This window comes from Duganella sacchari, assembly GCF_900143065.1.
GTDB classification, from domain to species: domain Bacteria; phylum Pseudomonadota; class Gammaproteobacteria; order Burkholderiales; family Burkholderiaceae_D; genus Rugamonas; species Rugamonas sacchari.
Genome location: NZ_FRCX01000002.1, coordinates 292888 through 316298, shown reverse-complemented (window position 1 = coordinate 316298; position 23411 = coordinate 292888). Strand labels below are relative to the sequence as shown.

General features: G+C 64.1%; 2 protein-coding genes and 1 pseudogene. All 3 read left to right on the top strand.

The genetic code is table 11. From position 1 onward, the window contains the following. Positions 1-22: 22 nt before the first annotated feature. Positions 23-16027: a non-ribosomal peptide synthetase gene (locus tag BUA36_RS05255; RefSeq protein WP_072781998.1), complete on the top strand. Its 16005-nt coding sequence runs from the start codon at positions 23-25 to the stop codon at positions 16025-16027. After that, positions 16024-18639, top strand: a complete 2616-nt coding sequence (locus BUA36_RS05250; protein ID WP_072781996.1) for a condensation domain-containing protein — start codon at positions 16024-16026, stop codon at positions 18637-18639. The genes BUA36_RS05255 and BUA36_RS05250 overlap by 4 nt, the downstream gene beginning before the upstream one ends. Further along, positions 18636-23411: pseudogene (locus BUA36_RS31680) on the top strand (amino acid adenylation domain-containing protein); the annotation flags it as partial. The gene BUA36_RS05250 and the pseudogene BUA36_RS31680, both read left to right, overlap by 4 nt.

Below are 23411 nucleotides of genomic sequence, written 5' to 3'. Positions count from 1 at the left end.
CAACAAGGAAAGTCTCACGTCTATGAACAGCGAAGCTCTCTACCCACTCAGTTCGCCCCAGCACGCGGTTTGGCTGGATCAGTCCCTGGCGCCAGACCTGCCTTCTTATAACATCGGCATTGTAGTGCAGGTAGATGGTTCACTGGACTTCGACTGTTTCGAGGCAGCCATCGAGCACGTGGTCCAGACCAGCGACGCCTTGCGCATCGTGCTGGAACCGGGTGAAGACGGTTGCCAGCAGCGCTTCGCGGCCGGTATCGGCCCTTCGCTGCAGCGCTTTGATTTCCGTGATGAAGAAGATCCGGAGGCGCACGCGTGGTCGCATATCAAACAGGCATTCAGCAAGCCGTTCGATCTGTACGCTTCGCGGCTGTGGTTCATGCACTGGATGGAAATTGCCCCTGGCCGTGCGCTGTGGCTGGTTTGCTTCCACCACCTGGTATCGGATGGCATGTCGATTTCCCTATTCGGCAGCGCGCTGGTCGAAGCCTATAACCGCCTGCTGCACAAGCAGGCGCCGGAGGCGGCAGTCCCTTCCTACAGCGACTTTGTCACCTGGGATGGCGACTACTTTACTTCGCCCCGCTATGTCAAAGACCGCGAGTTCTGGCTGGAGCGGTTTGCCCAGCTGCCGGAGCCGTTGTTTGAGCCGGGCGTCAGGAAAGGGCGCTCAGACCATCCATTTGGACAAGTCGTGTGGCAGCTGGAGCGCCCGGCCTACACGCGCCTGAATGAAGTCGCCGCCGAACATGGCGGCTCCAGCACGCATTTCCTGATGGCGGTGTTGGCGGCGTACTTTTCGCGCATCTTCAATCGCAGCGGGGAAGTGGTGATCGGCATGCCGGTACACAACCGCACTGGCGCCGCGCAGCGACGCACGGTTGGCATGTTCTCGTCGGTGATTCCGGTCGGCGTGCTGGTTGACCGCGAGCAGCCGTTCTCCCGTACTTTGCAGGATGTTGCCGCTGAATTGAAACGCTGCTATCGGCACCAGCGCTTCCCGCTGACCGAGATCCATCGCCACCTGCTGTCTGGCGTCAGTGACCGCCGTGGCCTGTTCGACATCCAGCTGTCGGTCGAGGGCTTTATGGGCGACCTACAGTTTGAAGGGAACATCCAGACCAAAACCTTCCCGCTGCATAACGGCTACGAGCGGCAGCCGCTCGGCATCTACGTCAGGGATTACGAGCAGGAGAAGCCGGTCCATATCGAATTCAATTTCGACACCGGCTTGCTGACGCTGGAAGAAGTCCGTCAGCACGTCACGCGCATCGAACGATTGACGCTGGCGGCAATCGCGGCGCCGGAAGCCAGTTTGCTTGCACTGCCTGTGATGGACGATGCCGAGCACCAGCTGGTCATTGAGGCCTTCAACAACAAACAGCGCGACTACGGCGCCGAAACAACCGTTCACGCCCTATTCGAACAGCAGGTGAGCCAGACGCCTGACGCAGTCGCGCTGGAATATGAGGGACAGCGGCTCAGCTACGTTGAGCTCAACCGCCAGGCCAACCAGCTGGCGCTTTATCTGCGCGAACTGGGCGTGCAGCCCGATGACCGCGTGGCCTTGTGCTTCGAGCGCGGTATCGGCCTGATCGTCGCGATTGTCGCCACGCTGAAAGCCGGCGGCGCCTACGTCCCGCTCGACCCGGTACTGCCCGATGAACGCCTGGCCCATATGCTGCAGGACAGTGCACCGGCGGCTTTGCTGACCCAGCAGCATCTGCATGACCGTTTCGCCAGCCAGACCAACCTGGTCGTCACCGATGGCGATGCGCCTTGGCGCCAGTATTCCCTCAACGATCTGCCAGCCGATGCGCTCAGCCCGTCGAATCTGGCGTATGTGCTCTACACCTCAGGCTCGACCGGCCTGCCCAAAGGCGTTTGCATGCCGCACCGCGCGCTGGTCAACCTGCTACGCTGGCAGCGTGACGATTTGCCGCTGCCAGCACGCACGCTGCAGTTTGCAGCTCTCGGCTTCGACGTCGCCTTCCAGGAAATCTTCTCCACCCTGTGCAGCGGCGGCACGCTGGTGATGCTGGGCGAATCGCTGCGGCAGGACCTGCCGGCACTGGCCGACTGGCTGGGACGCCAAAACCTGCAACGCCTGTACCTGCCATACATCGCCCTCAACAGCCTGAGCGAGCTCTGGTCGCAGCAAGAACAGCCATTGCCCGCCTTGCAAGACCTGATGACGGCGGGCGAGCAGTTGCGCATCACCCCCGCGATCCGTCGCCTGTTTACGCAGTGCCCGCAGGCGCGCCTGCACAACCATTACGGTCCGACTGAAAGCCACGTGGTAACAGCACACGTGCTGACTGGCGCCCCTGACAGCTGGGAAAATCTGCCGCCAATCGGGACGCCCATCGCCAATTGCCGCCTGTACCTGCTCGACGACAAGCATCAACCGGTACCGGTAGGCGTGGCGGGCGAAATCTATATCGCGGGCGTGCAGGTGGCGCGCGCCTATCTGGGACGACCCGACCTGAGCGAGGAACGCTTTCTTGCCGATCCTTTCGTCAACGGCGAGCGCATGTACAAGACCGGCGACCTGGGCCGCTGGCGCGCGGACGGCGCGATCGACTACCTGGGCCGCAACGACTTCCAGGTCAAGATACGCGGCTTCCGCATCGAGCTGGGCGAAATCGAAATGCAGCTGGCGCGCCTGGACGGTGTGCGCGAAGCGGCTGTGGTGGCGCGCGAAGACCAGCCCGGCGACAAGCGTCTGGTGGCCTACCTCCTTGCCACGGAACGGACGCCCGATCCGGCGCAATTACGCGCAGCACTGGCCGACAAGCTGCCCGAATATATGCTGCCGTCCGCGTTTGTCACACTGGACGCCTGGCCGCTGACGCCCAACGGCAAGCTAAACCGCAAAGCCTTGCCGGCACCGGCGGGCGATGCCTTCGTCCAGCGTGCGTACGAAGCGCCCATTGGCGAGGTCGAAACCACGCTGGCCCAGATCTGGTCGGAGCTGCTGGGCGTCGGCCAGGTTGGCCGTCAGGACGATTTCTTCGAGCTCGGCGGCCACTCGCTGCTGGCCATCCGGCTGGTCGAACAATTGCGCCGGCGCGACTGGTTCATCGATATCCGCGCCCTGTTTGCGCAGCCTGCGCTGTCTGCCTTGGCAGAAGCCATCCGTCAGGGCCAGCAACTGGGGCTGGCCGAAGTCGACGTGCCCGCCAATGCGATTCCATCGCAGTGCACGGCCATCCAGCCCGGCATGCTGCCACTGATTCAGCTGGATGCCGTCCAGATCGACCGCATTGTCCAGGCGACGCCGGGCGGCGCCGCCAACATCCAGGACATTTATCCGTTGGCGCCGCTCCAGGAAGGCATCCTGTTCCACCACCTGTTGCAGACAGACAGCGATACTTACGTGCTGCCGACCTTGCTGCGCTTCGATAGCAAGCAACGTCTCGACTACTTCCTTGCTGCGCTGGACCAGGTCATCGCCCGTCACGACATCCTGCGCACGGCGATTCTTTGGGAAGGTCTGGACGAGCCGGTGCAGGTCGTCTGGCGCGAGGCGCATCTGCACATCGAAAACCTGGCGTTCGATAGCGCACAAGGCGATACGGCAACCCAGCTCCAGGCACATACCGCACTGAGACACGCGCGCATCGACGTCCGCCAGGCCCCGATGCTGCGTGGCTTTGTGGCGCCTGATGCAGACGGCCAGCGCTGGTGGCTACAACTGCTGTACCACCACATTGGACTGGATCACACGGCGCTGGAACTGGCGATTGCCGAGGTGGGCCTGCTGCTGCAAGACCGTGCAGCCGAACTGCCCGCGCCTGTACCGTTCCGCAATTTTGTCGCCCAGGCCCGACTGGGCATCAATACCAGCGAGCATGAAGCCTTCTTCCGCCAGATGCTGGGCGATGTGGACGAGGCGACGACACCGTTCGGACTGGTCGACGTGCAGGGCGATGGATCGCATCTGGCGCACGTCAGGCTGGCGCTGGAATCCGCGCTGGCGCAGCGCCTGCGACGCCTGGCCAAGGCACGTGGCGTCAGCGCGGCAAGCGTGTTCCACCTGGCTTTGGCGCAAGTGCTGGCGGCGAGCACGGGGCGCGATGATGTGGTATTCGGCACGGTGCTGTTTGGCCGCCTGCAGGGTGGCGCTGGCGCCGACCAGGCGATGGGCCTGTTTATCAACACGTTGCCGGTCCGTGTGCGTTTAGGCGAGCAGACGGTGGAGCAGGGATTACGGCAGACGCATGCATCGCTGGTGGCATTGCTGCGGCACGAACATGCGCCGCTGGCCTTGGCGCAGCGTTGCAGCGCATTGCCGACCAACACGCCGCCGTTCTCGGCGCTGCTCAATTATCGCCATAGCCAGATCAAGGGCGGCGGCGCCGAACTACTGGATGGCATCGAGTTCATCGGCGACCGGGACCGCACGAATTACCCGTTTAGTCTGTATGTCGATGATTTCGGTCTGGACTTTGGGCTGACGGTTCAGGTCCACGATAGCGTATCGGCGCAGCGTGTCGCTACATTTATGCTGCAATCGCTGGAGGGACTGGTCGATGCGCTGGAGCGCAATCCGCAGCAGCCATTGGCGCAACTCGAAGCGCTACCAGCGGCAGAACGCCATGAAGTGCTGTACGGCTTCAACGACACGGCGACCGATTATCCGGCAGCGCTGCTGCACGAGCTGGTCGAACAGCAGGTCGCCCGCACGCCGGACGCCATTGCCGTGCGCTTCGAGCAGCATCAGCTCAGTTATGCCGCGTTGAATGCGCAAGCCAATCAGTTGGCCCGTCACCTGCGCCAGCTTGGCGTCGGACCGGACCGTCTGGTCGGCGTGATGCTGGAGCGTAGCGACGCCATGGTCATCGCGCTGCTGGCCGTCGTTAAAGCGGGCGGCGCCTATGTACCGCTGGATCCGGCTTACCCGGATGACCGTCTGGCGCATATGCTGGCCGACAGCGCGCCGGTGGTCGTGCTGACGCAGGCCAGCCTGAGCGCACGCCTGCCAGATCCTGCCCAGGCCCACCTCGCGCTCGATGCCAGCGCGACCACAGCGATGCTGGCCATCTATGACGCCGCCAACCTGGCGCCAACTGAAGCGGAGCTGAAATCGCAGCACCTGGCTTACGTTATCTACACCTCCGGCTCCACCGGCCAGCCGAAAGGCGCGATGAATGAACATCGCGGCATCGTCAACCGCTTGCAGTGGATGCAGCAGACTTACGGGCTCGGCGCGCAGGATGTGGTGCTGCAAAAGACGCCTTTCAGCTTCGATGTCTCGGTGTGGGAGTTCTTCTGGCCGCTCATGAGTGGCGCACAACTGGTGGTGGCGCGTCCAGAAGGCCATAAAGATCCGGCCTACCTGGGTGACATAATCCGCGAAACCGGCGTCACCACGCTGCACTTCGTGCCATCGATGCTGCAAGTATTCCTGAGCCAGCCAGAGGTGGTGGCACAGTGCACCAGCATCCGGCGTGTGATCTGCAGCGGCGAAGCGTTGCCGGCCGCACTGGTGCACGGCGTTCGCAGCCAGCTGCCGCAGGCCGAGCTGCACAATCTGTACGGCCCGACCGAGGCAGCCGTGGACGTCACGGCATGGGCATGCACCGGCGAAGAAACTACGGCAGTGCCGATTGGCCGCCCGATTGCCAACACCCATATCTATATCCTCGACGAATATCAGCGTCCGGTGCCGGTCGGTGTGGCGGGCGAGGTCTACATCGGCGGCGTGCAGGTAGCGCGTGGCTACCTGAACCGCGCGCAGCTGACCCAAGAACGCTTCCTGGCCGATCCCTTTGTCGCTGGCGGGCGCATGTACCGCACCGGCGACCTTGGCCGCTGGCGCGCTGACGGCGCGGTCGACTACCTGGGCCGGAATGATTTCCAGGTCAAGCTGCGCGGTTTCCGCATCGAACTGGGCGAAATCGAGGCGCAACTGGTGCGCCAGCCCGGCGTGCGCGAAGCGGTCGTGATCGCGCGTGCCGACGGCGCCGGGCTGGTCGCCTACGTGGTGCAGGACGGCGCCACCGATGCAGCAGTCCTGCGCGCCGAACTGGGCAGGCATCTGCCGGACTACATGATCCCGGCCGCCTATGTGCAGCTGGACGCGCTGCCGCTCAGCCCGAACGGCAAGCTGGATCGCAAAGCCTTGCCGGCGCCGGATGACGGCGCTTTCACCCGTCTGGCGTACGAAGCGCCGGTCGGTGAGGTCGAACAGGCATTGGCACAGATCTGGAGTGAACTGCTCGGCATCGAGCGCATCAGCCGGCACGAGCAATTCTTTGAACTTGGCGGCCACTCCCTGCTGGCAATCCGCCTGCTGGAACAGCTGCGCCGAAACGGCTGGTCGCTCGACATCCGCGCGCTGTTTGCCCATCCTGGCCTGGCTGGCATGGCAGCGGCGATTCAGGCGGCCAACCAGCTGGCGCAGCCCGCAGTCGAGGTGCCGCCCAACGCCATCCAGCGAGATTCCAAGGCCATCACGCCCGCCATGCTGCCGCTGGTGGATCTCGACGAAACCCAGATTGCCAGTATCGTCGAGGTGACACCAGGCGGCATCGCCAACATCCAGGACATCTACCCGCTGGCGCCGCTGCAAACGGGCATATTGTTCCACCATCTGCTACAGACCGAAGGCAACGCCTACGTTCTGCCAACCCTGCTGAGCTTTGATAGCCAGGAAAGATACGCTGCTTTCGTTGCCGCACTGGATACGGTCATCGCACGCCACGACATCCTGCGCACTGCGGTCCACTGGCAAGGCTTGGCCGAACCGGTGCAGGTGGTGTGGCGGGAAGCGCCATTCAATATTCAGCTGCTGGCATTTGACGGCGACGTCGAAGCCCAACTGCTACAGCATGCCGATCCGCGCCGATTCACACTGGACGTCAACCATGCGCCGATGCTGCACGGCTTTGCCGCCGTTGACGCCCAAGGCCAGCGCTGGCTGCTGCAGCTGCTGTATCACCATCTGGTCATGGACCATACGACGCTGGAAGTCCTTACCCAGGAAATCGCCCTGATCCAGCAGGGACGCGAGTCCGGCCTGCCTGAACCGGTTCCATACCGGAATTTCGTGGCCCAGGCGCGGCTGGGCGCCAGCGAGGCTGAGCACGAGGCATTCTTCCGCAAGATGCTTGGCGACGTCACTGAACCTTGCGCGCCGTTTGGCATCCTGGATGTGCAGGGCGACGGTTCGCAAGTCGCACAAGCGCGCCTCATGTTGCCGAGTGAGCTGGCGACACGCTTGCGCCGCCAGGCGAGCCGGCGCGGCATGAGCGCGGCCAGCCTGTTCCATCTGGCGTGGGCGCAAGTGCTGGCGCAGTGCACGGGAAGCGCGGACGTCGTTTTCGGCACGGTACTGTTCGGGCGTATGCAGGGAGGGGAGGGAGCCGACCGTGCCGTCGGCATGTTCATCAACACCTTGCCGCTGCGCGTTTCGCTTGGTGACAGCGATGTCGAAACCGGCCTGTCGCAAGTACAAACAGCGTTGACGGAACTGCTGCAACATGAGCATGCCGCACTGGCGCTGGCCCAGCGTTGCAGCGGCTTGCCGGCCAGTACGCCGCTGTTCTCGGCGCTGTTGAACTATCGTCACAGCCACACGGCGGAAGTGGACGAGGTTGAAGTGCTGAAAGGCGTGCGCTTCCTTGGCGTGCGCGATCGCACCAATTATCCGTTCGGCCTGTATGTCGACGACCTGGGCGCGGGCTTTGCCTTGACCGCCGAAATCCATGTTTCCGTATCGGCGCAGCGCATTATCGGCTTCATGCAGCGGGTGCTGGAAGGGTTGGCGACAGCACTGGAACAGGCGCCGCACACGCCGATGCACGCCATTGCAGCATTGCCGGACGCCGAGCGTGACCTGGTGCTGCATCGCTTCAATGACACGCAACGCCGATACCACGTTCCAGCCCTCGTGCACCAGGCTTTCGAACAACAGGCGGCACTTCATCCAGAGCGTACAGCGCTGGAACTTGATGGGAAATGGCTGAGCTATCGCCAGTTGAATGAGCAAGCCAACCAGCTGGCCCGCCATTTGCGCAGTGTCGGCGTCGGTCCGGATGCGCGCGTCGCCATCTGTGCAGAACGTAGCATGGCCATGGTCATCGCCATGGTCGCCACGTTGAAAGCCGGCGGCGCCTACGTGCCGCTTGACCCAAGCTACCCGGACGAGCGCCTCGCGCTGACGCTGCGCGACAGCCAGCCGGTGGTATTGCTGACCCAGCAAACCCTGCTCAAGCGTCTCGATAGCGCGCAAGCGGCGGTGCTGCTGCTTGAGGACCAGCAGCCGTGGTCCACGAACGACGTCAGCAACCTGGCGGCGGATGGCATTGGCCTGGAATCCGAGAACCTGGCTTATGTGATCTACACATCCGGCTCCACCGGCGTGCCGAAAGGCGTAGCGATGCCGCACCGCGGTCTGGTCCAGCTGCTGGCCTGGCAACAGGAACAGCTGCCGGAACCGGCGCGCACGCTGCAGTTCGCAGCACTGGGTTTCGACGTCGCGTTCCAGGAAGTTTTCTCGACCCTGTCCGGTGGCGGCACGCTGGTGCTGCTGCGTGAAGCCCTGCGGCAGGATCTGCCTGCGCTGGCTGAATGGCTGGGCGGACAGTCCATCGAGCGCATGTTCCTGCCGTATATCGCCCTGAACCATCTCAGCGAACTGTGGTCTCAGCGGGCGGCGCCGCTGCCGATGCTGCAGGACGTGATCACCGCCGGCGAGCAATTGCGGCTCACACCGGCCATCCGGCGCATGTGCGCCAGCCACACCGGGGTGCGTCTGCACAACCACTACGGTCCGACTGAAACCCACGTGGTCAGCGCGCATGTACTCGAAGGCGATCCCGATGCGTGGGACGATTTGCCGCCGATCGGCGCGCCGATCGCCAACAGCCGGCTGTATCTGCTGGATGCGCACCGCCAGCCAGTACCGCTGGGTGTGGCCGGCGAGATCTATATCGGCGGCGTGCAGGTGGCGCGCGGCTACCTGAACCGGCCAGAGTTGACCGAGGAGCGCTTCCTGGCCGATCCGTTTGTCGGTCAAGGACGCCTGTATAAAACCGGCGACCTTGGGCGCTGGCGTGCGGACGGCACGATGGACTTCCTCGGCCGTAATGACTTCCAGGTCAAGCTGCGCGGCTATCGCATCGAGCTGGGTGAAATCGAAACCCAGCTGGCACGGCTGCCGGGAGTGCGCGAAGCCGCCGTCATTGCGCGCGAAGATCGGCCAGGTGATATCCGCCTGGTGGCGTATGTGGTGGCAGTACCCGATGCGCCGCCTCCGGCGCCGGCGCAGCTGCATGCGCAGCTGGCCGAACGCCTGCCGGACTACATGGTGCCGCTCATCTATATTCCGCTCGACGCGCTGCCGCTGACGCCAAACGGCAAGCTGAACCGCAACGCGCTGCCGGCACCGGAAGGCGCAGGCCATATCCAGCGCGCGTACGTCGCACCGCAGGGCGAGAATGAACAGGTGCTGGCAAGGATCTGGTCCGCATTGCTGGGCGTAGAACAGGTCGGCCGCGAAGACAATTTCTTCGCGCTGGGCGGGCATTCCCTGCTGGCCGTGCGCCTGGTTTCCCAGGTGCGGCAGCAGCTGAATGTGGAGCTGCCGCTGGCAACGCTGTTTGCACATCCGCAACTGGCGGCGTTGGCCGCGCAGGTGGCGCTCGCCAACCGCAGCAGCTTGGCTGCCATCACGCCGGTCGACCGCAGCGCGCCGCTGCCGCTGTCCTACGCCCAGCGGCGCCTGTGGTTTATCGACCGTATGGACGCGCAAGCCAGTGCGGCCTACCACATTCCCGGCGCGTTGCGCCTGCGCGGGCCGCTCGATCAGGCCGCGTTGCAGAGCGCGCTCGACAGCGTGATCGGCCGCCATGAATCGCTGCGTACACGCTTTGTCACGGTCGATGGCCAACCGTGGCAGGTGATCGATGCAGCTCAGCCTTTCCTGCTGGAGCACCTCGATACGACGCTGCCGGCGCTGGACCAGCTGTGCGCCACGCTGGCAGCAGCACCGTTCGACCTGGCGGCAGGGCCGCTGATCCGAGGCCATCTGCTGCGCCTGGCCGATGACGACCATGTGCTGCTGGTGACCATGCATCACATCATCTCCGACGGCTGGTCGCTCAGTGTGCTGATGCGTGAATTCTCCGCCGCCTACCGTGCCTTGCGACTCGGCGAAGAAAACCAGCTGCCACCGTTGGCGATCCAGTACGCGGACTACGCCGCATGGCAGCAGCAATGGCTGCAAGGCTTGCTGATCCAGGACAAGCTGCAAGCCTGCGTCGAACCGCTACGCTGGGCGCCCGCGCTGGTGACACTGCCAACCGACCGTCCTCGGCCAGAACTGCAGGATTATCGCGGCGCCAGCATCGAAGTCAGCCTGGACGCCGGCCTGAGCAAGGCGCTGCGCGACCTCTGCAACCAGCATGACACGACACTCTACATGACCGTGCTGGCCGCCTGGGCCGCCGTGGTAGCGCGCCTGAGCAGCCAGAGCGAAGTCGTGATCGGTACCTCGCATGCCGGACGCAACCGCATCGAGCTGGAGCCGCTGATTGGCTTCTTCGTCAACACGCAAGCGCTCAAGATCGATCTGGACGGTGACCCCAGCGTGGCCGCGCTGCTGGCGCAGGTCCGGCAGACCGCGCTGCGCGCGCAAGAGCTGCACGAAGTGCCGTTCGAGCAGGTGGTGGAAGCGCTGAACCCGACGCGCTCCATGTCCCATCACCCGGTGTTCCAGCTAATGCTGACATGGCATAACACGCCGGACGTGGCGCTTGATCTGGCGGATCTGGCCGTGGAACGCCTGGATAGCTTGCCCGGCAGCGCCTCCTTCGACCTGTCGCTGGACCTGGAAGAGGCGGGTGACCGCATCGTCGGCCAGCTCAACTACGCTACCGCGCTGTTCGATGAAACTACCATCCAGCGCCACTGGGGCTACGTGCAAGCAATGCTGCGGGCGATGGCCGCCGACCAGCGCCAGAGCGTCGAGCAGATCACGCTGCCTGGCGATGCCGAGCGCGCCTTGGTGCTGGACGGCTTCAATGCGACGCAGCGTTCGCACGGCGCACCACAGCTGGTGCATACGCTGTTCGAGCAGCAGGCCGCCACCCAGCCCGATGTACTGGCGCTGATGCAAGATACGCAGCAGCTGAGCTATGGCGCCTTCAACGCCCAGGCCAACCAGCTGGCCCACTATCTGCGCGCGCTGGGTGTGCGTCCCGACGACCGCGTCGCGCTGTACATGGAGCGCAGCATCGACATGATGATCGCCCTGATGGCAACGCTGAAAGCGGGCGGCGCCTATGTGCCGCTGGATCCGGTGTATCCCGAAGAACGGCTGGCGTATATGCTGCAAGACAGCGCACCGTCGGTGGTGCTGACGCAGCCGCATCTGCAACACCGGCTGGCACTCCCGCCCGGCTGCCGCGCCATCGTGATCGACAGCGAGGCGGAGGAACAGGCCGCCTGGGCCACGCTGTCGGCCCGTAATCCGGAGCCTGCCGATGTCCAGCTCAATGCGTCGCATCTGGCCTATGTGATCTACACCTCGGGCTCGACCGGCAAGCCCAAAGGCGTGATGGTCGAGCATCGCCACCTGTGGCATCAGGCGGCGGTCCTGAATGAGCTGTATGGCTTTACGCCGGAAGACCGGGTATTGCAATTCTGCGCGTTGACCTTCGACGTCTCGGTCGAGGAAATCTTCAGCGCCTTGCTGCATGGCTCGACACTGGTCTTGCGCACCGACGCCTGGGTGACGGACCCGCAAGGCTGGTGCCAGCTGTGCGCCGAGCACGCGCTGACCGTCGCCAATCTGCCGCCGCTGTTCTGGCAACGGCTGGCGCTGGAGCCGGAAGTCGCCATTCCCTCCCACCTGCGTCACATCGTGATTGGCGGCGATGGCGCCAGCACTGCGGCGTTTGACGCCTGGTGGCAGCGCCCCGGCCATCGTCCTGCCTTGAGCAACGCCTATGGCGCGACCGAAACCACGATCAACGTCACGGTCGCCCGTTGCGCACCACAATATCAGCCCGGCAATATCGGCCGGCCCGTTACCAATAGCCGTGTCTATGTGCTGGATGCGTACCGCCAGCCAGTGCCGCTGGGCGTGGCTGGCGAGCTGTACATCGGTGGGGTGCAGGTGGCGCGTGGTTATCTGAACCGGCCCGAGCTGACCGAAGAGCGCTTCCTGGCCGATCCGTTTGTGGCACACAGCCGCATGTACAAGACCGGCGACCTGGGCCGCTGGCGCGCGGATGGCACGCTGGAGTTCCTGGGCCGCAACGACTTCCAGGTCAAGCTGCGCGGTTTCCGCGTCGAGCTTGGCGAGATCGAAACCCAGCTGGCGCGCCTGGACGGCGTGCATGAGGCCGTGGTGATCGCGCGCGAAGACCGGCCCGGCGACAAGCGCCTGGTGGCCTATGTGGTGGCCACCCCTGATGCGCCACGTCCCGATCCGGTACAGCTGCGCACGCAACTGGCCGAGCGCCTGCCGGAATACATGGTGCCGCTGGCCTATGTACCGCTGGCGGCGCTGCCGCTGACGCCAAACGGCAAGCTGGACCGCAAAGCACTGCCGGCGCCGGAAAGCGACGCCTACATCCAGCACACGTATGCAGCGCCACAAGGCGAAATCGAGCAGGTGCTGGCGCGGATCTGGTCGGAACTGCTGGGGATCGAGCAAGTGGGACGCCAGGACAACTTCTTCGAGCTGGGCGGCCATTCGCTGCTGGCAGTGCGGCTGATTTCAAAGTTGCGCCAGCAGCTCGATATCGAATTGCCGCTGGCCGCGCTGTTTGCCCATCCGCAGCTGGCGGAACTGGCGACCCAGGTAGCGGTCGCTGGCCAGAATACATTGAGTGACATCGTGCCGGCAGACCGTGGCGCACCGTTGCCCTTGTCATATTCGCAGCAGCGGCTGTGGTACGTCACCCAGATCGATGCGCAAGCCCACGCGGCCTACCACATTCCAGGCGCATTGCGTCTGCGCGGTGCGCTGGACAGGGCGGCGCTGCATGCCGCCGTGTCCGGCATCGTGGAGCGCCACGAAGTCCTGCGTACCCGTTTTGTCGTCACGGGCGGCCAGCCGGGCCAGGTGATCGGCACGTTCCAGGACCTTGCACTTCAATACAGCGACGTAGCCGGCATCGGCGAGGACGAACTGCAAGCCATCTGCCAGCAGGAGGCGGTCGCACCGTTCGACCTGAGCCAGGGGCCGCTGATCCGCGCCCACCTGCTGCGCCTGGCCGATGATGACCACCTGCTGCTGGTGACGATGCACCACATCATCTCGGACGGCTGGTCGTTGAGTGTGCTGGCGAGCGAGTTCTCGTCCCTGTACCGCGCATTCCACACTGGCCAGCCAGTGCCCTTGGCGCCGCTGGCGATCCAGTATGCCGACTATGCCGCATGGCAGCGCGAATGGCTGCAAGGGCCGGTGCTGCGCCAGCAATTGCAATACTGGGTGCAGCAGCTGCAGGATATTCCGGAACTCATCAGCTTGCCAACCGACCATCCGCGTCCGGCAACGCAGGATTATCGCGGCGCCACCTTGCAGGTCGCGCTGGACAAGGAACTCAGCCGCAAACTGCGCGCGCTGAGCCAACGCCACGGCGCCACCTTGTACATGACGGTGCTGGCCGCCTGGGCCGCCGTGCTGGCGAAGCTCAGCGGACAGTCGCAGATAGTGATTGGCAGTTCGGAAGCAGGGCGTAACCGGGCCGAGCTGGAGCCGCTGATCGGCTTTTTCGTCAATGCACAGGCAATCCGCTTCGATCTGGAGGGGCCGCTGAGCGTGAGCGAACTGTTGGCACAGTCCCGGCAGCTGGCCTTGCAGGCGCAAAACCATCGCGATGTGCCATTCGAACAAGTGGTGGAGGCGCTCAATCCAACCCGCTCCATGGCCTACAACCCGGTCTACCAGGTTCGGCTGGCCTGGCAAAACACGCCCGAAGTGCGCGTCGATCTGGACGGACTCACGCTGGAAAGCGTTGGCAATAGCGCCGGCAGCGCGCAGTTCGACCTGTCGCTGGACCTGGAAGATGCGGGTGACAGCATTGTCGGCCAGCTCAATTACGCTACCGCGCTGTTCGAACACGGCACGATACAGCGTCATTGGGACTACCTGCAGACCATGCTCAGCGCCATGGTGGCCGATGACAGCCAGCGTATCGATCAGATCCCGCTGCTGGGCGAGGAGGAGCGCGAACTGCTGCTGCAAGGCTTCAATGCCACGCAGCGCGGTTATCCGACCAAAACCTTGATTCATGCCTTGTTTGAAGAACAGGCCGCCGCACAACCGGACACGCTGGCGGTGTTCTACGAAGGGCAGCAACTGAGCTACGGCGCCCTCAATCAGCGCGCGAATCAGCTGGCGCACCATCTGCGCACCCTCGGCGTACGGCCGGATGACCGGGTGGCCTTATACCTTGAACGCAGCATCGACATGGTGGTCAGCCTGCTGGCGACGCTCAAGGCGGGTGCGGCCTACGTGCCGCTGGACCCGGTCCATCCCGACGAACGCATCGCGCATATGCTGGAGGACAGCGCGCCAGCGGTGGTGCTGACCCAGGTAAAACTGCGCGGCCGCCTGAACCAGCCGCCACCCTGCCCAGTCATCGCGGTGGATGCCACGGCGTGGGAAGCGGCGCCATGGGCGGCAGCGCCAGTCAGCAATCCGCTGGCTTCGGAGGTGCAGCTCAACGCCGCGCACCTGGCCTATGTGATCTACACCTCCGGCTCGACGGGCACGCCGAAGGGCGTCATGGTGGAGCATCGCAATGTGCTGACCTTCCTGCGCGGCCTTGAAGAGCGCATCCACGGGACGGCGCCGGATTGCCGCCGCATCGCCTGGAATTCGTCATTTGGTTTCGATATGGCGGTGAAAGCCTGGGGCCAGCTGGCCATGGGCCGCAGCGTGTTCCTGTTGCCGGAAGAGACGCGGCTCGACGCCAATGCCTTGCTCGGCTACCTGGAACAGCATGGCATCGAGGCCATGGAGTGTACGCCATCCCATTTGCGCATGATGCAAGGGGCCGGATTGGGCCAGCAGCGCGTGCCGTCGCTGCGCAAGCTGCTGCTGGGTGGCGAGGCTATCGACGCGGCAACCTGGCGTACGCTGGCGGCATTCCCGGGCGTTGCGTTCTTCAATATGTACGGTCCCACCGAGTGCAGCGTGGACGCTGCCTGCGGCCCGATCACCGGCGAGGCGCCGCACGTGGGCAGCGTCATGCCGAACGCCAGGATTTACCTGCTGGATGCGCAGCACCAGCCCGTGCCGCTGGGCGCCCCCGGTGAAATCTACATCGGCGGGGCTGGCGTCGCACGTGGCTATCTGCACCGGCCGGAACTGACGGCCGAACGCTTCGTCCGCGATCCGTTCTCTTCTGACAGCGAGGGCCGCATGTACAAGACCGGTGACCTGGGCCGCTGGCGGGCTGACGGCACCATCGAATACCTGGGCCGTAACGACTTCCAGGTCAAGATCCGCGGCTTCCGTATCGAACTGGGCGAGATCGAAGCGCGTCTGGCACGGCTGAGCGGCGTCCGGCAAGCGGTCGTGATCGCGCGTGAAGACAGTCCGGGCGACCAGCGCCTGGTGGCTTACATCGTCCCGGAAGCGGACGCACCGGCGCCAGATCCGGCCAGCCTGCGCAATGACCTGAGCACCCAACTGCCCGACTACATGCTGCCCGCGTCGTACGTGGCATTGCCGGCGTTGCCGCTCACGCTCAACGGCAAGCTGGACCGCAAAGCCTTGCCCGCGCCTGAGGGACAGGGCCTGGTGCAGCGCAGCTACGAGGCGCCCATCGGCGAGGTGGAACAGAAGCTGGCCGCCATCTGGGCCGGTCTGCTGGGCGCCGAGCGCGTGGGGCGGCACGACAACTTCTTCGAACTGGGAGGGCATTCGGCACTGGCCATCCAGCTGATCTACGAGATGAGCGAAAAGCAGCTCCAGGCCGATGTGCAGATGATCTTCAACGCACCGAGTCTGGCGCATTTGGCTAGCTCAACTATTCAACTTGAGGAGGTCGAACTGTGAGTGCAATAGAACTGCTGGACAAGCTGGACGCGGTTGGCATCTCGCTGCGTCTGAACGGGGACAAGCTATCGGTGGTGGGCGACCAGCGCAAGCTGGCGGATAACGAACTGATGGCATCGCTACGTTCACACAAACACAATCTGATCGAGCTGCTGAAACAGCGCGCCAGCGCCGATCCCATGCACTACGTGATTCCGGAAGGAACACAGACGATTACGCCGGACATGCTGCCATTGGTCACGCTGGAACCGGCGCAGATCGACCAGCTGGTGCGCGCCACACCGGGCGGCGCGGCCAACATCCAGGACATCTACCCACTGGCGCCGCTACAGGAAGGCATTCTGTTCCACCACCGCGTGCAGGCAGAAGGCGATATGTATGTGATCCCCACCTTGCTGCGCTTCGACAGCCGCGCGCGGCTGGACGGTTTTGTGGCCGCGCTGAACCAGGTCATCGCGCGCCACGACATTCTGCGTACCGCCGTGCATTGGGAAGGGTTGACCGACCCGGTGCAGGTGGTGTGGCGGCAGGCGCATGTTGAGGTGCAGATGCTGGCGGCCGATCCCCACGCCGGCGACGTATTGAGCCAGTTGCAGGCGTACGCCGATCCCCGGCACCTGCGGCTGGATGTCCGGCGGGCGCCGATGCTGGCGGCGTATGCAATAGCCGATACGTCCACCCAGACCTGGCTGTTGCAGCTGCTGCACCATCATTTGATACTCGATCACACCGCTTCGGCGCTGTTGATCGAAGAAATCGTCCTGATGCTCGAGGGCCGGCCGGCGGCCTTGCCTGCGCCGGTGCCGTTCCGCCGTTTCGTCGCCCAGGCGCGGCAGGGCATGGACCTGACCCGGCATGAAGAATACTTCCGCCGCATGCTGGGCGACGTGGACGAACCCACCGCACCGTTCGGCGTGCTGGACGTGCAGGGGACCGAGGCGCGCATCGGCAAGGCTACGGCACAGCTGACGCCTGCACTGGCAGCACGGCTGCGCGCGCAGGTGAAGATACGCGGTGTCAGCGCGGCCAGCCTGTTCCATCTGGCCTGGGCCAAGGTGCTGTCGCTGTGTACGGGCCGCGAGGACGTCGTGTTTGGCACCGTACTGTTTGGCCGCATGCTTGGTGGCGCTTCCATCGCGCGGGCGATTGGCATGTTCCTCAACACGCTGCCATTGCGCGTGCGGCTGGACACAGATCAGGTCGAGCAGGGTCTCAAGCGCACCCACGGCGCGCTGATCGAACTGCTGCGGCATGAACATGCACCACTGCCTCTGGCTCAGCGCTGCAGCGCGCTGCCAGCCAACACTCCTTTGTTCACCAGCCTGCTGAACTACCGTTACAGCCATGAAGAAGAGGGCGGCGGCGTCATCCTCGAAGGGATTGAACATCTGGGTGGTCATGACCGCACCAACTACCCGTTTGTGCTGCATGTTGATGATTTGGGCGAGAGTTTTACGCTGAGCGTGGAAATTCATGACAGTGTGCCGGCACAGCGTGTGGCCGCGTTCATGCTGCAATCGCTGGAGGGACTGGTCGATGCGCTGGAGCGCAATCCGCAGCAGCCATTGACGCAGCTCCAGGCGCTGCCAGCGGCAGAACGCCAGCAAGTACTGTACGGCTTCAATGAGACGGCCACCGATTATCCGGCGGCGCTGCTGCATGAGCTGGTCGAACAGCAGGTCGCCCGCACGCCGGACGCCATTGCCGTGCGCTTCGAGCAGCATCAGCTCAGTTATGCCGCATTGAATGCACAAGCCAACCAGCTCTTTTTTTGTCCGGTGCCGGTCGGTGTGGCGGGCGAGGTCTACATCGGCGGCGTGCAGGTAGCGCGTGGCTACCTGAACCGGCCTCAGCTGACGCAAGAACGCTTCCTGGCCGATCCCTTTGTCGCTGGCGGGCGCATGTACCGCACGGGAGACCTTGGCCGCTGGCGCGCTGACGGCGCGGTCGACTACCTGGGCCGGAATGATTTCCAGGTCAAACTGCGCGGTTTCCGCATCGAGCTGGGCGAAATCGAGGCGCAACTGGTGCGCCAGCCCGGCGTGCGCGAAGCGGTCGTGATTGCCCGTGCCGACGGCGCCGGCCTGATCGCCTATGTGGTGCAGGACGGTGTCACTGATGCAGCAGTCCTGCGTGCCGAACTGGGCAAGCATCTGCCGGACTACATGATCCCGGCCGCCTATGTGCAGCTGGCCGCGCTGCCGCTCAGCCCGAACGGCAAGCTGGACCGCAAAGCCTTGCCAGCCCCCGACGGCGGCGCCTTCATCCGTCTCGCATATGAGGCGCCGGCCGGTGAGGTCGAACAGGCATTGGCGCAGATCTGGAGCGAACTGCTCGGCATCGAGCGTATCAGCCGCCGCGACCACTTCTTCGAGCTCGGCGGTCACTCCCTGCTGGCGATCCGTTTGCTGGAGCAGTTACGCCAACGCGGCTGGTCGCTCGACATCCGCGCGCTGTTTGCCCATCCCGGCCTGGCGGCCATGGCAGCCGCCATCCAGCTATCGCCAACATCCGGTTCGCATGCCATTGACGTGCCGCGCAACGCTATTCCAGTGGCGTTCGCGGCATCCGCTATCCCAGAAAACGAAGAAACCGAGGAGTTCCGACTATGAACATGGAAGTAGAAAACAGCGCCATGAATGCACAGGGCCTGATCGAGCTGTTTGGTGAAAACCAGGTGGAAGTAAGGGTGGAGCAAGGTGAATTGGTCATCAAGGCGGCGCGTGGCTTCATGACGCCAAATGTGATCGCGTCGCTGAAACTGCACAAGCGCGAACTGCTGGCCTGGGCCGAAGCGCGCCCGGCCGGCACGCAGCAAGCGCCCGCCGTTGCTGTGCAATCGAAGATCACCCCTGACATGCTGCCGCTGGTTCGTCTGACGCAGACGCAAATCGACCGCATCGTCCAGGCGACACCTGGCGGCGTGGCCAATGTCCAGGACATCTATCCGCTGGCGCCGCTGCAGGAAGGCATTTTGTTCCATCACCTGTTGCAGCAGGAGGGCGATGCCTACCTCAACCGACTGTTGATGAGTTTTGATCACCAGGAGCTGCTGGACCGTTTCCTGCGCGCCGTCAACCAGGTGATCGCCCGCCACGACGTGCTGCGTACTGCCATGCACTGGGACGGGCTGGAAGATCCGGTCCAAGTAGTGCTGCGCCAGGCCCAGCTTGAGGTGCAGAAGCTGTCGTTCGACGGTGGCGACGTGCAGGCACAATTGCAGGCCCACGTCGATCCCCGCCATTTCCGCATGGATGTGCGCCGCGCGCCGTTGATCCAGGGCTTTGCTGCGTTTGACCAGGATGGACAACGCTGGCTGCTGCAACTGCTGTACCACCACCTGGTCATGGATCACATCAGCCTGGAGCTGCTGGTGCACGAGGTGGTGATGTTCATGCAGGAGCGCGAAGCGGAGCTGGCGGAACCCGTGCCGTTCCGCAATTTCGTTGCGCAGGCTAGGCTGGGCAACAATAAAACCGAACACGAGAATTTCTTCCGCCGCATGCTTGGCGATGTTGACAGCAGCACCGCGCCATTCGATCTGCTGAATATCCAGGGCAACGGCGCAAACACGGTACAGTCCCGTCACGTGCTGGACACTGCGCTGGCGGATCGTCTACGGCGCGTGGCAACGGCGCACGGCGTCAGCCCAGCCAGCGTGTTCCATCTGGCCTGGGCGCAAGTGCTGGGCGCTTGCACGGGGCGCGACGATGTGGTGTTTGGCACGGTTCTGTTTGGCCGCATGCAGGGCGGGGCGGGAGCTGATCGCGCCATGGGCATGTTCATCAACACGCTGCCGCTGCGGGTGAAGCTGGGCGTGCACAGTGCGCTCCACAGTGTTCGCGAAACCAGCCAGTTACTGGTCGAATTGCTGCATCACGAACAGGCGCCGCTGACGCTGGCGCAGCGTTGCAGCGCCATGACCGGCAGCGCCCCGCTGTTTTCCGCCTTGTTGAACTACCGTTATAGTCGCCCGGTGCAGGCCAGCGAAGGCGAAGTGATCGACGGCATACTCCATATCGAAAGCCGCGACCAGACCAATTATCCGTTCGTGCTGCATGTCGATGACCTGGGCGAGGGGTTCCGCGTCACGACTGAAATCGTCCATTCACTCTCCGCCGAACGTATAGGCGGCTTTGTGCTGCAGGTGCTGGAAGGTCTGGTGGCGGCACTGGAAAGCGCAGCCGACACGCCGATGCAGGCGATTCCCGCGCTGTCGCGCGCTGAACGCGAACAGGTGCTGTACCGCCTTAACGCCACGCGCCGTGAGGACGGTCCCGAAGCGACCGTGCATGCGCTGTTTGAACAGCAGGCTGCACGGACGCCGGAGGCCGTGGCGCTGGAATTCGAGGGACAGCAGCTTGCTTACGCGGAGCTCAACGCCCGCGCCAACCAGCTCGCGCACTATCTGCGCGAACTGGGCGTGCAGCCGGACGACCGCGTGGCGCTGTGCTTTGAGCGCGGCATCGACCTGATCGTTGCCATTGTCGCCACGTTGAAGGCGGGCGGCGCCTACGTCCCGCTCGATCCGGTGCTGCCCGATGAGCGCCTGGCCCACATGCTGCACGACAGCGCACCAGCGGCGCTGCTGACCCAGCAGCATTTGCGCGACCGTTTCGCCGGCCAGGCACATCTGGTGGTCACCGATGGCGACGCGCCCTGGCGCCAGCATCCGGCCGACGATCTGCCGGCCGGCGGGCTCAGCCCGGCAAATCTGGCGTATGTGCTGTACACCTCGGGCTCGACCGGGCTGCCGAAAGGCGTTTGCATGCCACACCGCGCCCTGGTCAATCTGCTGCGCTGGCAGCGTGATGATCTGCCGCTGCCAGCGCGGACATTGCAGTTTGCAGCCCTGGGCTTCGACGTCGCCTTCCAGGAAATCTTCTCGACCCTGTGCAGCGGCGGCACGCTGGTGATGCTCAGCGAATCGCTGCGCCTGGATCTGCCGGCCCTGGCCGATTGGATGCGTGCACAGGATTTACAGCGTTTGTACCTGCCATATATCGCGCTGAACAGCCTGAGCGAACTTTGGTCGCAGCAGGATCAGCCCTTGCCAGCCCTGCAAGACCTGATTACGGCGGGCGAACAATTGCGCATCACGCCGGCCATCCGGCGCCTGTTCGCCCAGTGTCCACAGGCACGCTTGCACAATCACTATGGCCCGACCGAAAGCCATGTGGTGGCTGCGCATGTACTGACCGGGCCGTCCGAAAGCTGGGAAGACCTGCCACCGATTGGTGCGCCGATCGCCAACAGCCGTCTCTACCTGCTCGATGCCAACCGGGAGCCGGTACCGCTGGGCGTGACAGGTGAAATCTATATCGCGGGTGTGCAGGTTGCCCGTGCCTATCTGGGACGACCGGACCTGAGCGAGGAACGCTTCCTGGCCGATCCTTTCGTGGATGGCGAGCGCATGTACAAAAGCGGCGATCTGGGCCGCTGGCGCGCGGACGGCGTGATCGACTACCTGGGCCGCAACGACTTCCAGGTCAAGATACGCGGCTTCCGCATCGAGCTGGGCGAGATTGAAACGCAGCTGGCGCGACTGGACGGCGTGCGCGAGGCGGTGGTCGTGGCGCGCGAAGACCAGCCTGGCGACAAACGTCTGGTGGCTTACCTGCTTGCCGGGGAAGCCACGCCAGAGCCGGCGCAGTTGCGCGCTGCACTGGCCGACAAGCTGCCCGAATACATGCTGCCGTCCGCGTTTGTCACACTGGACGCCTGGCCGCTGACGCCAAACGGCAAGCTGGACCGCAAAGCCTTGCCGGTACCGGATGGCTATGCCTTCGTCCAGCGCGCCTACGAGGCGACCATCGGCGATATCGAGACCACGCTGGCGCAGATCTGGTCGGAACTGCTGGGTATTGAGCAAGTGGGCCGGCACGACAATTTCTTTGAACTGGGCGGCCACTCGCTGCTGGCCGTGCGCCTGGTATCGCGCTTGCGCGAATGCCTGGGTATCGAACTGCCGTTGTCGGTGCTGTTCACGCATCCACGGCTGGCGGATCTGGCACTGGATGTGGCCGAAGCGGGCCAGGATACGCTGAGCACGATCGCCAGGGCAGACCGCTCGGCGCCGCTGCCGCTGTCGCTGGCGCAGCAACGGCTGTGGTTTATCTCGCGCGTCGATGCACGCGCCAGCAAGGCCTACCACGTCCCGGATGCGGTGCGCTTGCGTGGCACGCTCGACAAGGCGGCGCTGCAGGGCGCGCTGGACCGTATCGTCGCGCGGCATGAGGTGCTGCGCACGCGCTTTGTCGGCATCGGCGGCCAGGTGCGGCAGGTCATCGATGAACCGCGCGGCTTTGCGCTGACGCATCAGGATCTCGACGGCGCCAGCGCGCTGGAACTGGACCGTATCAGCAAGGAGGAAGCCAGCCAGTCCTTCGACCTGGCGCTTGGCCCGCTGATCCGTGGCCGTCTGCTGCGATTGGGGGATGATGACCACGTGTTGCTGGTTACTACCCACCACATCATTTCCGATGGCTGGTCGGCCGGGGTGCTGGCACAGGAATTTTCCACCCTGTACCAGGCGCTGCGCAATGGACAGCCGGATCCGATGCCACCGTTGCCGATCCAGTACGCCGATTACGGTGTCTGGCAACGCCAGTGGCTGCAAGGACCGCTGCTGCAACAGCAGTTGCAGCAATGGGTGCAGCAGTTGCAGGGCGCGCCAGCGCTATTGAGCCTGCCGACCGACAGGCCACGTCCGCCGATGCAGGATTATCGCGGCGCCAATGTCGAAATCAACCTCGACGCTGAACTGACCCAGGGCCTGAAAGCGCTGAGCCAGCGCCACGGTACGACCATGTACATGACGCTCGTGGCGGCCTGGGCGGCGGTGTTGAGCCGCCTGAGCGGACAGGAGCAGGTCGTGATCGGCAGCTCGCACGCCGGCCGCAGCCGGGTCGAAGTCGAGCCGCTGATCGGCTTCTTTATCAATACGCAGGCGCTCAAGATCGACCTCTCGGGCCGCCCCAGCGTGCAGTCGCTGCTGGTTCAGGCAAAACAGATGGCGGTACAGGCGCAGAGCCTGCAGGATGTGCCGTTCGAGCGCCTGGTGGAAGCACTCAACCCGCCGCGTTCGCTGTCCCATCATCCGGTGTTCCAGGTCATGCTGTCCTGGCACAACACGCCCAAGGTACAGCTTGAACTGCCGGGGTTGACGGCGGAGACGGTCGGCGGCGCACCGGAATTCGCGCAGTTCGACCTGTCGCTGGAGCTGCGTGAAATCGATGACCGCATCGGCGGCCAGCTCAATTACGCCACGGCCTTGTTCGACGAAGCCACCATCCAGCGCCAATGGACCTATCTGCATGCGATGTTGCGCCAGATGGTCACGGATGATGCCCAACTGGTCGATCAGATCGATCTGCTGAGCCCT

Bases quoted from the DNA above. Each gene is read 5' to 3' on its own strand.
- BUA36_RS05255 (WP_072781998.1), top strand. From the start codon at position 23: ATGAACAGCGAAGCTCTCTACCCACTCAGTTCGCCCCAGCACGCGGTT.